16 protein-coding genes are annotated in these 15,487 nt (G+C 45.1%); 11 read left to right on the plus strand and 5 right to left on the minus strand.

The features are described 5' to 3' along the window. Positions 1–38 precede the first annotated feature (38 nt). Positions 39–1,052, minus strand: a complete 1,014-nt coding sequence (locus RXX31_RS12975) for a GGDEF domain-containing protein (RefSeq protein ID WP_317589867.1) — start codon at positions 1,050–1,052, stop codon at positions 39–41. Between the two features lie 181 nt (positions 1,053–1,233). On the opposite strand from RXX31_RS12975, the gene RXX31_RS12980 reads away from it, so the two are divergent. Beyond that, complete coding sequence (locus tag RXX31_RS12980; protein ID WP_317589868.1) at positions 1,234–2,778, plus strand: cryptochrome/photolyase family protein; 1,545 nt, start codon at positions 1,234–1,236, stop codon at positions 2,776–2,778. Next, entirely contained in the window at positions 2,778–3,485 is a 708-nt protein-coding gene (locus RXX31_RS12985; protein WP_317589869.1) for an SDR family oxidoreductase, read from the plus strand. The genes RXX31_RS12980 and RXX31_RS12985 overlap by 1 nt, the downstream gene beginning before the upstream one ends. A gap of 12 nt (positions 3,486–3,497) precedes the next feature. On the opposite strand, the gene RXX31_RS12990 is transcribed toward RXX31_RS12985, so the two are convergent. Next, a complete protein-coding gene (locus RXX31_RS12990; RefSeq protein ID WP_317589871.1) occupies positions 3,498–3,647 on the minus strand; it encodes a DUF2256 domain-containing protein in 150 nt (49 codons plus the stop codon). A 10-nt stretch (positions 3,648–3,657) separates the two neighbouring features. Further along, a complete protein-coding gene (gene msrB, locus RXX31_RS12995; protein ID WP_317589872.1) occupies positions 3,658–4,797 on the minus strand; it encodes a peptide-methionine (R)-S-oxide reductase MsrB in 1,140 nt (379 codons plus the stop codon). Positions 4,798–4,977: 180 nt separating this feature from the next. Between msrB and RXX31_RS13000 the strand changes: the two genes are divergently transcribed. From RXX31_RS13000 to RXX31_RS13010, 3 genes are all read left to right on the plus strand, one after another. After that, positions 4,978–5,376: an OsmC family protein gene (locus RXX31_RS13000; protein WP_065297924.1), complete on the plus strand. Its 399-nt coding sequence runs from the start codon at positions 4,978–4,980 to the stop codon at positions 5,374–5,376. Positions 5,377–5,490: 114 nt separating this feature from the next. Beyond that, the gene (locus RXX31_RS13005) at positions 5,491–6,045 is read left to right on the plus strand and encodes a sugar O-acetyltransferase (protein ID WP_317589873.1); all 555 of its coding nucleotides are present in this window, start codon (positions 5,491–5,493) and stop codon (positions 6,043–6,045) included. Between the two features lie 141 nt (positions 6,046–6,186). Continuing rightward, complete coding sequence (locus RXX31_RS13010; RefSeq protein ID WP_014233559.1) at positions 6,187–6,546, plus strand: DUF805 domain-containing protein; 360 nt, start codon at positions 6,187–6,189, stop codon at positions 6,544–6,546. 185 nt (positions 6,547–6,731) lie between these two features. Here RXX31_RS13010 and RXX31_RS13015 read toward each other — a convergent pair whose 3' ends face one another. Beyond that, positions 6,732–7,655 (minus strand): LysR family transcriptional regulator, encoded by a 924-nt coding sequence (locus tag RXX31_RS13015; RefSeq protein ID WP_317589875.1) that lies wholly within the window; start codon positions 7,653–7,655, stop codon positions 6,732–6,734. Between the two features lie 131 nt (positions 7,656–7,786). Here RXX31_RS13015 and yjjG point away from each other — a divergent pair, with 131 nt between their 5' ends. Beyond that, positions 7,787–8,461: a pyrimidine 5'-nucleotidase gene (gene yjjG, locus RXX31_RS13020; protein ID WP_317589877.1), complete on the plus strand. Its 675-nt coding sequence runs from the start codon at positions 7,787–7,789 to the stop codon at positions 8,459–8,461. A 37-nt stretch (positions 8,462–8,498) separates the two neighbouring features. After that, a complete protein-coding gene (locus RXX31_RS13025; RefSeq protein ID WP_317589878.1) occupies positions 8,499–9,038 on the plus strand; it encodes an NUDIX hydrolase in 540 nt (179 codons plus the stop codon). A 73-nt stretch (positions 9,039–9,111) separates the two neighbouring features. On the opposite strand, the gene RXX31_RS13030 is transcribed toward RXX31_RS13025, so the two are convergent. Continuing rightward, positions 9,112–9,546, minus strand: a complete 435-nt coding sequence (locus tag RXX31_RS13030) for a hypothetical protein (protein ID WP_317589880.1) — start codon at positions 9,544–9,546, stop codon at positions 9,112–9,114. A 321-nt stretch (positions 9,547–9,867) separates the two neighbouring features. Here RXX31_RS13030 and macA point away from each other — a divergent pair, with 321 nt between their 5' ends. The 4 genes from macA (at position 9,868) to phnR (ending at position 15,366) form a co-directional block, all read left to right on the plus strand. After that, a complete protein-coding gene (gene macA, locus RXX31_RS13035) occupies positions 9,868–11,040 on the plus strand; it encodes a macrolide transporter subunit MacA (RefSeq protein ID WP_317589881.1) in 1,173 nt (390 codons plus the stop codon). A 1-nt stretch (position 11,041) separates the two neighbouring features. Next, positions 11,042–12,991 (plus strand): MacB family efflux pump subunit, encoded by a 1,950-nt coding sequence (locus RXX31_RS13040; RefSeq protein ID WP_317589882.1) that lies wholly within the window; start codon positions 11,042–11,044, stop codon positions 12,989–12,991. 1 nt (position 12,992) lies between these two features. After that, on the plus strand, positions 12,993–14,387 hold the full coding sequence (locus RXX31_RS13045) for an efflux transporter outer membrane subunit (protein WP_317589883.1): 1,395 nt from the start codon (positions 12,993–12,995) through the stop codon (positions 14,385–14,387). A 274-nt stretch (positions 14,388–14,661) separates the two neighbouring features. Beyond that, positions 14,662–15,366 (plus strand): phosphonate utilization transcriptional regulator PhnR, encoded by a 705-nt coding sequence (phnR, locus tag RXX31_RS13050; RefSeq protein ID WP_317589884.1) that lies wholly within the window; start codon positions 14,662–14,664, stop codon positions 15,364–15,366. Positions 15,367–15,487 lie beyond the last annotated feature (121 nt).

Below are 15,487 nucleotides of genomic sequence, written 5' to 3' on the forward strand. Positions count from 1 at the left end.
TAAAAACGCTAACAGAGCTCGGTCAGAGCGTTGAACGACTAGATAGGCATTACTCTATTTCGGCCTAATTGTTTTGCATCGTAAAGTTGCTTATCCGCTTTGGCTACCAGAGCGTCTGCTGTATCTCCCGGCTCAAATTCTGCCACGCCGAAAGATGCCGTTATGCTGTGAACCTGACTGCCTGTGCGTTTATCCTTCACTCGCAACTTCTCGATCATACGGCGCAGCGTATCAGCATATTGACGTGTAATACGCAGCGATTTGTTCGGTACAATTAACGCAAACTCTTCGCCGCCAAAACGATAAGCACAGCTTCCATCACGACAACTCTGTTGTAGTCGTCGAGCAATGGATTTAAGTACACTGTCACCAAAAAGGTGACCGTAGCAGTCGTTAAATTCTTTGAAATGGTCAATATCAAGCATGATTAGACTCATTGCTTGATTTGCATCGACTAGCGTGGCGAGATCTGAATCAAAAGCGCGACGGTTGTAGAGGTTGGATAGCCCATCAAATAGCGCGTCTTTTTGTACTTCTGCCAGTTGGGTTTTGAGGCGAGAAATCTCTTCACTGGCGTTGGTGAGCTGACTGTTTAAAAACTTAGTTGAATGACGAATCTCATGCGCATCCTCTACGAACTGATGGACGGCGTTCATGACTTCCTCAATACTCACACTGTTATCTTGAACTTTTTCTAGCTTATTGACGCTCTTATCTACCATGTCTGAAAATGTGGAGGTATCTGAAATCGTATCATCCATTGAACTTGATATTTCGTTCAACAACACTTCTAGATTGTTTCTTAGATCGTCAAGACTGGTTTCCGCTTTATCCGCAACGTAACGCTTATAGAGATTCTTCGTGGCAGCTGGCGGACAAACATCGTAGCTTTCTAACACCGTATCCATCTCTAGATTGAGATCTGGAATAGCGTTATCCACGTACGTATACCAAAGCGCGTAGTTAGCTGGCGTGGCTGCTACGTAGTTTTTGATCATTAGCGGTACCGCTTTTTTTAAGTTAGCGGTCGATTTCTTAAACTCGTCAGTCATTTCTGGGATGAAAGTAACAAAATGGAATTAATCTTAGAGTAACGGAAAATGAACAGTATCGCTTTAAATATTTGAATGCTTTATACAAAAATGAGTGATCAGGATAATTATTGATGATTTTGACAGCATAAGACCCAAATCAATGACCTTAAGCAATAATTATTCGCGAAAGGAATGATACATGCGATATAAAACAGTGAGACTGATACTGGGTGATCAACTCAATAGTGAGCATTCATGGTTTCAACAAGTGGATGACAACGTACTTTTTCTGATAGCTGAACTGAAGCAGGAAAATACTTATGTTACGCATCATATACAAAAAGTATGTGCGTTTTTTTCTGCCATGGCGCAGTTTGCGACAGAGAAGCAGAGTGAAGGTCATCATGTATTGTTTTTAACTTTGGATGACACTCAGCCTTTTGAGAATCTCGAACAGTTGCTAACGCACTACATTAGCGAAGTCGGTGCGATTAAGTTTGAGTATCAAAGACCGGATGAATACCGGCTGTTGGAACAGTTAGCAAATGTAAAACTAGAAGGCGTGGTTACGCGTTGTGTCGATACTGAGCACTTTTTACTGCCATTTGAGGAAATAGAGCCGCAGTTTCCGAAAGGGAAGCACGTCACGATGGAACACTTTTATCGCCGAATGCGTAAGCGTTTCAATATTTTGATGCAAGACGGCAAACCTCTGGGTGGAAAGTGGAATTACGACGCCAACAATCGCAATAAACTCAAAGTAAAAGACATCGAACAACTGCCTAATCCGCTGATGTTCAGCTTAAATGTGGATGAGAGTATTGCGCGCTTAAACCGACACGATATCCAGACGATAGGCAAACTCGATGCAGCTCTGCTTTGGCCAGTTAACCGTACTCAGAGCTTATCTCTGCTGGCGCATTTCTGTCAGGTCTGCCTCCCTTTGTTTGGACGGTTTCAGGACGCCATGACGGGCGAGCATGATGCGAAGTGGAGCCTTTACCACAGTCGATTGTCTTTTTCGATGAACAGTAAATTACTGCATCCGAAGGAAGTGATTGATGCTGCGCTTCGTGTCTTTGAGGCGAACCCCAATATCGATATTTCTCAGGTCGAAGGCTTTATTCGTCAAGTTTTAGGCTGGCGAGAGTACATACGCGCCATTTATTGGGCGAATATGCCACAGTATCCGCAGAAAAATGAGCTTGGGGCGTCACGCCAACTGCCCGGCTACTTTTGGAGTGGTGAAACGAAAATGGCTTGTATGCGTAATGCGATTGGACAGTCACTTGATTACGCCTACGCACACCACATCCAGCGTTTGATGATCACGGGTAATTTTTGTTTGCTGACAGAGATAGATCCAGACCAAGTGGATGAATGGTACCTTGGTATATACGTCGATGCGATTGAATGGGTGGAAATGCCCAACACCCGAGGGATGGCTTTGTTCGCCGATGGTGGCATTGTTGGCACTAAGCCCTATGCCGCCAGTGGCTCCTACATTAATAAAATGAGTGACTATTGCAAAAACTGCCACTACGACAACAAGTCTCGAAGTGGTGAAGGCTCGTGCCCATTTAACAGCTTGTACTGGCGCTTTATGCACAAACACGAGAAGCGCTTAGCCAGCAATCCGCGAATCGGGATGATTTTCCGTTCGTGGGACAATATGGAAGAGTCGCAACGTCAAGCCATTCTGGATACGGCAGATCAATACATATCTGACTTGGAGAACTTGTAATGAAAATTCTGGTTGCTGGTGGAAATGGTGGAATCGGGTGGGCGATAGTGCAAGAAGTAGGAAGACGATTTCCGACTGCGGAGGTTCACGCTACCTATCGTCGACAAAAGCCAGACGTTCATCAACGTGGAGTGACTTGGCATCGAGTTGATGTCAGCGATGAATCTCAAATAAGAAGCTTGAGTGAGTCTGTCTGCGAGGTCGATTGGGTGATTAACTGCATCGGCATGTTGCATACCAAGGACAAAGGGCCTGAAAAGAATCTGAGCGCTCTGGACGCCGACTTTTTTCTTGAATCGGTCGCGGTTAATACCTTACCAACCCTGCTGTTGGCGAAATACTTCACACCTGCCTTAAAACGCAGTCACAATCCAAAGTTTGCTTCAATATCGGCAAAAGTTGGCAGCATCAGTGACAATCAACTTGGTGGCTGGTACAGCTACCGAGCTTCCAAGGCTGCGCTCAATATGTTTCTTAAAACCATGTCGATTGAGTGGCGTCGCACGGTAAAGCATGGCGTGGTTCTAGCGCTTCACCCCGGTACGACGGACACACCTCTATCTGCACCTTTTCAGGCGAATGTGCCTTCAAATAAGCTTTTCACGCCACAGCGAGTCGCGTCTGATTTGATTCAGTTAATAGAAAAAGCAGCCCCACAAGAGAGCGGGGCGTTTTGGGCGTATGACGGAGAGTGTTTGCCTTGGTAATGTCTTTTAGGTCTATGAGGTTAGTGATGACTTACTACGGCGACAGCGCTCAGAGCAATAAACCACTTCTGCCCAATTTCGTTGCCATTTTTTGCGCCAGGAAAACGGCCGTTTACAGACAGGGCAGGTTTTCGTCGGTAAATGCGCTTTAAACCCCTTCATACTTTTGCCACTATTTGAAAAGATACAAGTAATCGCCGTAACCTTGCTGCGCCATTTTATTTACAGGAACAAATTTCATCGCAGCAGAGTTCATGCAGTAACGCAGGCCGGTTGGTTTTGGCCCGTCTTCAAACACGTGGCCAAGGTGTGAATCTCCAAATTTGCTGCGAACCTCTGTTCGTGGGTACAGCAACTTATAATCGGTTTTTTCCACGATGTATCCGGGATTGATTGGTTTAGTAAAGCTTGGCCAACCGGTGCCGGATTTGTATTTGTCGGTTGAAGAAAATAGCGGTTCACCCGTGACAATATCGACGTAAATACCCGCTTTTTTGTTATCCCAATACTCATTATCAAACGGTTTTTCTGTCCCTTCTTCTTGTGTGACGTAATATTGCAATTCCGTCAGGGTAGACTTGATTTTAGCTTGGGAAGGTTTGTTGTAAGCTTTGACCTTCGACAATAGCTTTTTCTCTTCGATAAGTTGGCGAAGGGTTTTCGGACGTTCTTTACGATCATCGCCGAACACGTCATCCAGGTACTGATCTCGTCCCGAAGCGTAACGATAGTACTTGTATTTCAAACTGCTCTTTTTGTAATAGTCCTGATGGTATGTCTCGGCAGGATAAAACTTATCAAATTTGATTAACTCTGTTTTCAGCGGTTTCGGATAGATCATCGCTTTGTCGATTTCCATCATGAAGTTTTCTGCAACCTGCTTTTGCTGCTCATTGTGATAAAAAATCGCTGGGCGATATTGAGGACCGCGATCAACAAACGAACCTTTATCGTCGGTCGGATCGATGTGTCTGAAAAAGTAGTCCAGAACTTGCTCGTAGCTTACCACGCTTGGATCGTATTTCACCTCGACCACTTCAATGTGCCCGCTCTTACCCGAAGACACTTGTTTGTAGGTTGGGTTTTTAACGTGACCACCCGAATAGCCAGAAACCACGTCCAACACACCGGTTAGTTGCTCTAAATCTGACTCTGTACACCAAAAACAGCCGCCCGCAAGTGTCGCAACCTCTACTTTTTCTGATGTGTTCGTTTTGCTCATCGTGTCCGCGCTGCTTACCGTACTGATTAGTAGGAACAAGACTGGCAGCCCGAAAGAGAATCCGATTATTAACTTAGATAACGTCTTCATAGCATCCTCTATAATTAATTTCTCAACTGTTACGTAAATAGAAAGGTAACAGAGCGAAAAAATTGCACGAATTTTGAAAATTACGTTGTCCTTTTTTCTAACAAAGATAGAGTATCGGCACGAAACATACCTGCTCGTTGATACGAGGGTATTAACGAGCGATGCAATATGAGGTAAACCATGCAAGCAGAAGTTAAATGGGTCGAAGATTTTAAATTCCTAGGTCAGTCTCAGTCTGGCCATTCTGTCGTGATGGACGGGAATGGTGGTGCGACGGCTCCAAGCCCAATGGAAATGGTACTAATGGCGGCGGGCGGTTGTAGCTCTGTCGACGTTGTAGATGGTTTAAAATCTGCAGAGCAAAAGGTTGAGTCGGTCAACGCGAAGTTAACCACAGAGCGTCGCGAAACGGCACCACGTATTTTCACCAAAGTGAATATCCATTTTGAAGTGTCTGGTAAAGATCTGAATCCAGAAATTGTTGCGCAAGTTGCGGCAGATTCCCTCGAAAAATATTGCTCAGTTTGTTTGATGCTTGGGGAAGGCGTTGAGATGACCCATAGCTGGGAAATTGTTTAACCCCGCATAACGCCAAAAATCAGAAAACAGGAAGGAGAAAAGTGTCGTCTTTTCTCTTTTTTTATTTCTGAAATCACGTACGTTGAGTGGTGTTTTAAGTAGTAGGGTTTTCCAATGACAGAATTAGAAAAAATGATGTCTGGCCAAGTGTTTAATGGTATGGATGAATCAATCGATGCCATTAGGACGCACGCCACTCATGCATTGCGCGCGTTTAACAACAATACCGATGAAAGTCAGCGTGATGCGCTACAAAAGCAACTGTTTGGCAAAGCGGGGTTATGTATTGTTCAAGCTCCGTTTCACTGCGAATTCGGTAAAACCATTGAAATTGGTGAAGAGACCTTTATCAACATGAACGTTGTTATGCTTGATGGTGCTAAAATTACCATTGGAAATAACGTCCTAATTGGCCCAAGTGCCCAGTTTTACACTGCTTCACATTCATTGGATTACCACAGTCGCCGACGCTGGGAAACCTTCTGTAAACCGATCGTTGTCGAAGACGATGTATGGATTGGCGGTAATTCTGTCATTAATCAGGGGGTGACGATTGGTGCTCGCTCCGTCATTGCCGCAAATTCGGTTGTAAACAGTGATGTTCCGCCTGATTGCCTTTATGGTGGTACACCAGCGAAATTGATTCGTCGTTTGAACCAAGATACCTAAGTTCAAATCGATACTTCGTAACCCGACAAGTAGATGGTTGAAAATCGCGACTAAGTGCAAAAAGTTGCATTTGGTGAGGTAAGTATGAGTTATGCACTATATAGTTAGTGTTAGCAAACTTACCAAGTCGGGAGAAAAGAGATGGATTGGTACTTAGCAGTATTAAAGAAATATGCAGTGTTTAACGGAAGAGCAAGAAGAAAAGAGTATTGGATGTTCTTTTTATTCAACCTTCTGATTACGATTGTTTTAGAAATTATTGATGGCCTATTAGGTACGGCTTTGATTGGCGCTGTTTACGGGCTCGCTGTGTTGATTCCTAGTATTGCTGTTACCGTACGTCGATTACACGACATAGGACGAACAGGCTGGTGGGTATTGATTGGCTTGATTCCTTTGCTTGGTTTGATCGTACTGATTATTTTTGCTGCGACTGAAGGTAACAGGGGCAGGAATGAGTACGGCTCAGATCCGAAAGAGGCAGGTGAAGCCTTCGCTTAATAGCTCTTTTTTTAAGGTACTTTAACGCTTAGAGCCTTGTGTTCACGTTGGAGAGTTTGGCTAGCACTACCAATTTGTCTATTGGTGCTAGCCACACACAATGGGTATGGATTAGCCCCTCTCCGAAATTAGTCATGTCACACGATAAGAGAGAAGCTCCTTGCAATAAGTGCGTTCTTGTAGGGTTATTTATCTGGACTACTGTATCGATCCCAGTAGGGTAAATCAGTCCCCAGCTTTTCGCTGATATAGTCGATAAATACCCTCACTTTTAACGGCATGTGTTTACGTTCTGGAAAAACGGCGTAAATGGCGTGCTCTGGTAGCGCGTAATCTTCCATGACTACTTTGAGGTTACCAGCAGTGATGTCTCTTGATGCGATAAAAGTGGGTAGCTGCGCAACGCCAGAACCTCTCAGCAGAAGTTGCCGAATGGCTTCGCTGTTATTCACAACAAAGTTACCTTTTGGCAAAACGCGGTACTCACTGCCGTTGTTAATGAACATCCACTCTACGCCACCTCGAAAATACGAATACAGCAGACAGTTATGGGCAACCAGATCACTTGGCTTTTGCGGTGTACCGAACTCAGCAAGGTAATCGGGTGATGCGCAAAGCACACTTTTACAAGGAGCGAGACGCTTGGCAACTAAGTTAGAGGAGGCTAATTCTCCAATGCGGATACCCAAATCAAAACCATCTTTGATCAAGTCGACCATCTTATCTTCGAGGTTCAAGTCCACTTCGATTTTAGGGTAACGAGAGAGAAACTCACTGATTAGAGGCGCGATATGCAGCACGCCAAATGACATCGGCACAGTGATTTTAAGCCGCCCTTGAGGAGAGCCTTGCAGCTCAGAAACCGCATCGACACCTTGTTGAGCAAGGTTGACTGCTTGAGACGCATATTCAAAGTAGCGTCTACCTGCTTCGGTAAGGCTTAATTTTCTTGTGGTGCGGTTAAGTAAACGAATACCGAGATCGTCTTCCAGTTGATTGATGCGCTTACTGACGGCAGATTTCGTCAGGTTAAGTTGTTTGGCTGCAAGCGAAAAGCTGCCGCACTCTACCACCGCCACAAATACCGGCAGGGAGGCTATCGCATTCACATCAATCTCCTTACATTGTTGATTCAAAGGATACAATTAATTTCCAATTATAGTGATTATCTTCCAGAAGAAAACAATCTAGACTATGTACCCATAAGATTATCGACGACCTTGAATTTTGGGATGAAAAAATGAAGTACGATTGGATTCTATTTGACGCTGACGAGACCTTGTTTCACTTTGACGCTTTCAAAGGTTTGCAACTGATGTTTTCTCGTAAAGGCGTAGATTTTACGGAGCAAGATTTTGCTCACTACCAAACGGTAAACAAGCCACTATGGGTTGACTATCAAGATGGAAAAGTGTCAGCAGATGAGCTTAAACACAAACGATTTACCGAATGGGCAGAAAAGCTCGATACGACTACCGCAGAGTTAAACAGCGCATTTTTAGAAGCGATGGCTGATATTTGTAGCCTGCTGCCAGGCGCTAAAGAACTGATGGAAGCACTGCAAGGTAAAGCGAAAATGGGCATCATCACCAACGGCTTCACTGAACTACAAGCTATCCGCCTTGAACGTACCGGGATGACCAACTACTTTGATCAAATCGTGATCTCCGAACAAGTTGGTGTTGCGAAACCGGACTTAGGCATTTTCGAGTACGCGATGCAGCAAATGGGGCACCCATGTAAAACGCGTGTATTGATGGTGGGAGATAATCTGCACTCAGATATTTTGGGCGGTAATAACTTTGGTATTGAGACCTGTTGGTTGAACACCACTGGCGCCAGTGTGGATGAGCGAATCGCACCCAGCTACACCGTAGAGTCATTGAGCGAACTAAAGAACATTTTAGTCGCGTAGCTAGGCATTAAATAGGCTTAAAAAACAAGGAATAACCATGTCAGATATCAAACAGTTAGACACTAAAGTTGTCTACCAAAATAAATGGATGACGGTTCGTGAAGATAAAATTTTACGTCCAAGTGGTGCGGAAGGCATCTATGGTGTGGTCGAGAAGCCAGACTTTGCAGCCATTTTGGCCGTAGATAGTGGGATGATTCACCTAGTTCAACAGTACCGTTACACCGTGGGACAGCGTTGTTGGGAAATTCCTCAGGGATCATGGGAGTCGAATCCTGATGTTGATCCTTTGGAGCTCGCCAAAGGTGAATTGCGAGAGGAAACCGGGATGTTGGCTGGGTCTATGGAGTATGTTGGTGCGCAGTTTACTGCTTACGGTTTCTTAAATCAGACCTGTCATATTTACTTTGCAAGTAACCTTACTCAAGTAGGAAACCAGCTGGATAGCGAAGAAGAAGATCTTATTTCCCGAGCATTCTCTGTCGAAGAGTTCGAGCAGATGATGATAGAGGGAGCAATCAAAGACAGTGTGACGATTGCCGCTTATGGTTTAGCGAAACTCAAGAAATTCATTTAATTCCACACGACTATTGTTTGCTTTTGAATTTATACAGCGGCGTGTTGCCGCTGTATAAGACGTGATATATCGTTTATTCGTCGACTTTCTTACCTAATATTTCCACATGCGCTTTTTTAGTCACGCCAGTGACTTGCAGTGCAGTATTACCAACAGACTCGTAATTCAATTCGATCTTATCTAGCTTAGCGTCATCTTTTGTTGGAAGGCTCAGATTACGTGAAGACATGCCACTGGTGAGAACACCCAAACTGTCGAATGTTTTTTCTTTGCCGTCCTTCATGATTACTTTAATGCTCTTTAGATTCACGGTACCTTGCGTACATTTGATCTTTATGTGACTAAAACGAGCATTAGCAAACGGAGATAGAGGGTTTACAGTGTCTGTCTCTGATTTAAAGCTTACGGTTTTTTCCGCAATTTTGTCCCAATCACTATCACTCGCGACCGATTGAAATGACGCACAGGCCGCTAAAAGGCAGAGTGAGATGGTTTTCAGTAATTTCATGTCTTTTCCTCGCAATAAACTTAGACGTTTTTTAATTCAATTCGCTGGGCACTGTGCTTTTTTCCTGTCAAAAACTGGTGTTGTCTTAAAAACAAGACTGGCCCGATTTTAACTTAGGCAGATTAAGCCGATTTTCTTATTGTAAATCCATCGCTTAGTGTAGTTCAGGAATGGACACCTAACGATTTAATTTAGCTAGGTAATCTAAATTTCGGGGTGAAGAATCTTGACGATACTTTACTTATCTTTACGACTACCTGCCTATACGTGTCCGGTAAATCGCAGTATAAAATAATAACGATTACTTACTTCACATCTTTTATGAAACTCAAGAAAAAATGGCTCGCATTGTGTAGCGTTGTTCTCGCTGGTGCGGCTGGAGTGTACTTTTTACAACCTCCGGAAGAGCTCTCTTCTTATGCCACAGAAACGGTACGTAAAGGGAATATTGAAAAAGCCGTTTTAGCGAACGGAATGCTGCAGGCATCGAAGCTAGTTAATGTCGGTGCTCAGGTCTCTGGCCAGATACAAAGTCTGGCGGTAAGTCTTGGTGACGAGATAAAACAAGGCGATCTTATTGCCCAAATTGACAGCCTGACACAACAAAATAGCCTCAAAGAGGCTCAAGCATCTCTGAACAGTCTAAATGCGCAATACAAAGCAAAACAGGCCGAAATCAAACAGGCAACCTACGAATATGAGCGTCAAAAAGGCATGCTCGCGGCGAAAGCGAGCTCACGAGCTGATTTTGAAAATGCTGAAGCCTCATTGGCAATCTACAAAGCAGAACTCGCACAACTCGATGCCGAAATCGAAAAAGCCAAGATCAGCGTTGATAGTGCCAAAGTCGATTTAGGCTATACGACCATTAATGCACCGATGGATGGTACCGTGGTCTACACCTCTGTCGAAGAGGGACAAACGGTCAACGCTAACCAGACAACACCGACCATTATTGAGCTGGCTAAACTTGATACCATGACGGTAAAGGCCGAAATCTCAGAAGCAGATGTTATCTTCGTTCGTCCAGGTCAAACGGCGGTGTTCACGATCCTTGGTCAACCTAATCAGCAATATGAAGGTACATTACGTGCCATCGAGCCCGGCCCAACGATTATGGATGGTGATGACAGTGATTTGACGATCTCTGATAGTGATGCCATTTACTACAACGCCGTTTTTGATGTTAATAACCCGCAAGGTGTTCTGCGCATTGGTATGACGGCTCAAGTCTCAATTGTTCTGGAAGAATCTCAAGATACACTCGTTATCCCGGCACAAGTACTGCAAAAATCGGGTGGCAAAAACGCTTATACGGTTCCGGTTCTGGAAAACGGTCAAGTGGTGCAAAAGCCGGTTAAAGTCGGTATCAATAATAAAGTGAATGTTGAAATTCTTTCTGGCCTACAGGAAGGCGAACAAGTGGTATTAGGTACAGCAATGGCAGATGGTTCGTTAAGTGGCAGACGCTCTCGACCTCCAATGAGGTTCTAATATGAGTCAAGTTCTATTGAAAGTAGAGGACTTAACCCGAAGCTTTGTATCCGGGGATGAATCACTCACCGTACTTAATCATATTAATTTAGAGATTAAGCGCGGTGAGATGGTGGCTATCGTTGGTGCCTCTGGCTCGGGAAAGTCCACGCTGATGAATGTATTGGGCTGTTTGGATCAACCGACGAGTGGTCGCTATTTCATTAATGGCCAAGATGTCTCAACGCTTGAGTCTGATGAGCTGGCTGCGCTAAGGCGGGAATATTTTGGATTTATCTTTCAAAGATATCATTTGCTTAGCGATTTAACGGCCGTGGGTAACGTTGAAGTTCCTGCGGTGTATGCGGGTGTTCCTCATCGTCAACGTGAAGAACGTGCCAAATCATTGCTGACAAGACTGGGTCTTGGAGAGCGCCTGACGCACAAACCGAGCCAATTAAGTGGTGGTCAACAGCAGCGCGTGAGTGTTGCGCGTGCACTAATGAATGGTGGAGAGGTCATTCTGGCAGATGAACCGACGGGAGCGTTGGACAGCCACAGTGGTGAAGAGATGATGGCTCTGCTCAAAGAGCTGCACCAGCTTGGACACACTATCATTCTCGTCACTCATGACATGAATGTGGCAAATTTTGCCGACCGAGTTATTGAAATCAAAGATGGTGAAATCATCTCTGATAAGCAAAACGTCAGTGAAAGCAAAAATGCACAGGCACAGGTCAATAAACAGCCGCAGCAGGATGCCAGTAAATGGTGGAAGTGGGACAGTTTCGTCGATGCATTAAAAATGGCGCTGCTTGCTATGTCGAGCCATCGAATGCGCACGTTTTTGACTATGCTGGGGATCATCATCGGCATTGCATCTGTCGTATCGGTGGTTGCTCTGGGTAATGGTTCTCAGCAACAGATTTTGTCTAACATTGCTTCTATGGGAACCAACACCATTGATATCAGGCCCGGAAGCGGCTTTGGTGACAGACGCTCAGGAAGAGTGAGAACGCTGACGGCGGCTGATGCTGAATCACTAAAGAGCCTGCCATTTGTGGATAGTGTAACGCCTTCAATATCGAACAGTTTGACCGTTCGTTACGCTAACCAAGACGCGTCGGCAACCATTGAAGGAGTAGGCGAAGACTATTTCCGTGTTCGTGGCTATGAGATTGCTCAGGGTCAGTTCTGGGATGAAGACAGTGTTCGCTCTCTGGCGCAAGAAGCCGTGATTGATAACAACACCAGAAAAGAGATGTTCGCTGATCGCAGCCCGATTGGTGAAGTAATTTTCTTAGGGTCATTACCGGTACGAATTGTTGGCGTCACGCAAAAGAAAGACGACGCATTTGGTAACAGTGAAGCGCTGAAAATCTGGGTTCCTTACACCACCATGTCTGGTCGAATGATGGGGCAACGTTATCTCAATGGTATTACGGTCAGGATCGATGAAAATGCCTCCAGTAGCGCTGCCGAGCAAAGCATCATCAGCTTACTGAAAATGCGCCATGGCACGGAAGATTTCTTTACCATCAACACAGACACAATTCGCCAAAATATCGAGAAGACGACGGCCACGATGACGTTGCTCATCTCTGCTATTGCGGTCATCTCTCTTGTCGTTGGCGGTATCGGAGTGATGAATATCATGCTGGTCTCGGTCACCGAGCGGACGAAAGAGATTGGTGTGCGAATGGCGGTCGGGGCGAGGCAGGCAGATATTCTCAGGCAATTCTTGATTGAAGCCGTACTGGTCTGTTTATGCGGCGGTATAACGGGGATTGGTTTAGCGTTTTTGATTGGCTTCGCGTTTAGCTCATCAGGCAGCAGTTTCCAAATGATCTATTCGATGAATTCTATCATTTCAGCATTTATCTGTTCGACTCTGATTGGTATCGCATTTGGTTTCTTACCTGCGCGTAACGCCGCAAAACTCGATCCAATTGAAGCATTAGCGAGAGACTAGCATGAAAAATACAACAAAATTTAAAACTCGCTTTCTTGTCGTCGCATTAGGCGCAGCCTTGCTTGCTGGGTGTGGCTCGATGATGCGTTCTGATTATCAGGCACCTGAAGTTCAGGTGCCGACAAACTGGCAGCAAGTGCATGTCGCTGGTGATGTCAGTATCGACCCGTGGTGGCTGGCGTTTAATGACCCAAGCCTGAACCAGTACATCAATAAAGTACTTGAGGAAAATAACGATCTGGAAGTCGCGACGCTAACACTGAAAAAAGCACGTTTGCAGTTAGGGTTAGCGAAAGATGACCTGTTTCCGACATTCAGCTCATCAACTTCTGCTCAGGTCGAAAAGTGGCTAGACAGTGGCGAATCGGGTGACAGTTACAGCACAAACTTATCCGTCGGTTATGAGTTGGATTTGTGGGGTAAGGTCTCTGCGGATATCGATGCAGCAAAATGGGCGGCAATGGCGAGCAAAGAAGATCGCGAAGCCACGGCTCAAAGTTTGGTGGCGACCACCGCTTCACTTTACTGGCAAATTGGTTATCTTAAGCAGCGATTGCAACTTGGCCAAAATAACATTGATGATGCACAGCAAACCCTGACTCTGATTCAAAGGCAGTATGAGCTGGGTGCGGTTGATCAGCTTGATGTGCTCGAGGCGAAAAGTTCACTGGCAAGTTTGCAAGCGCAGCAGAGTGAGTTCGAACAGAGCTTGTTAGAGGCAAATAACGCCTTTGCCATCTTGTTCAATCAGCCTCCTCAGAGTATGAGTGACACCATTCGCATGTTACCGGATGGAAGCGTTCCGTCGCTCAATGTAGGTGTTCCTGCAGATCTGTTGATTCGTCGGCCTGATGTCAAAGCCGCGATTTATGACGTGAAATCTGCACTGGCAAACAAAGATGCCGCTGATCTTGATTACTTACCTGAGCTGACGTTAACGGGAGCGCTAGGTGGTTCTTCAGAGGCATTAAAAGATTTGCTTTCCAACCCTGTTGGCACGTTAGGCGCAGACATCACATTGCCATTTCTGCAATGGAACGAAATGGAGAACAACAAAGCGATTGCGGATGTCGAGTACAAAACGGCTATCGTCAATTACCGCCAAGTGTTGTACACCGCATTCCAGGATGTGGAGAACGCACTGTCAGCACGCGAAAAGTTGATGTATCAATCTGATCGTTTGCAAGAGCAATATGATGCGGCCAGTGCCGCTGAGAAGATTTATGCTGCGCGATACCAGTACGGCTCTACTTCGATCATGGACTATTTAGATGCTCAGGAAAATACCAGAAACGCAGAAGCGTCTTTGCTTGAGAATCGATACAATCAATTCATTACTCAGGTAACGCTGTATCAATCGTTAGGTGGTATGGATATCGCACCTTCTGAAATCTAATTATGTTAACGTTATCAAATGATTAATAATGAAAAAACAAAACACGCTGCGCGATAAAGTGTGGGGTGTTTTACTTTAAGTTCGTTCGAGAATAGGTAGAAGTGGGGGATATAGCGACCTACTTGTTTATTAATGCATTGACCACCGCTTCTGCGGTAGTATTTATATCTTCAACTGATACTATTTTTGCGCCTGTATCGATTCTGAATATAGATGACGCGGGCAAGCGGTTAGAAAGTCGCACACAGGCTGGCGTAAATAATAAGGACACCTCGTGCAGTACGTAAAAATTAAAGATTCGATAGTTGAGCAGATTGAAGCGGGCATGCTTTCGCCTCGTCAAAAACTGCCAGCAGAACGTAAGTTGGCGGAGTCGTTCGACACAACACGAGTTACGTTACGCGAAGCATTGTCGTTACTAGAAGCGGAAGGGCGAATTTACCGTGAAGACCGCAGAGGTTGGTTTATTTCACCGGAGCCGCTGCGCTACGATCCAACCCAAACGCTTAATTTTCCAAACATGGCGAAAGCGCAAAATCGCATACCGAAAACAGAGTTGATTTCAGCAAAAGGGACACTGGCGAACAAGCAGTCTGCGCGTTTATTACAGCTGCAACCGTTCTCGGATGTCTATCGAGTAGAGCGTGTTCGCTATTTGGAAGACAGACCTGTGGTGTATGTGATCAATTATATTCGCCCGGAGATACTCCCCAACTTGTTGAGCTTTGACCTTACCGACTCGCTTACCGACATTTGTCGTGATCACTTTGGTGTGATGTATCAAAAGACGCGCTACCGAATCGCAACTAGCTCTCTTCTTGGTGAAATCGCGCAAGCATTACGAGCGACATCAGGCACACCGGCCATGGTGGTTGAGCGTACAAACTACAATCAACATGGCGAGCTGATTAGCTGCGATATTGAGTACTGGCGCCATGATGCCATCAGTATTGAGTCGGTGGTTGAACTCAATCACTAGTGCTCTCTTTACTTATTACCGAAGCCTGTACGCGCTTATATAGGATAAATGGCTGGCAAAACTCACAGGACTAGCAGGCAAAGCCGATTAGCTCGACTAAACTAATGACTTTAGCCACAAA

This window comes from Vibrio sp. EA2 (genome assembly GCF_033042495.1).
Classification (GTDB): Bacteria; Pseudomonadota; Gammaproteobacteria; order Enterobacterales; family Vibrionaceae; genus Vibrio.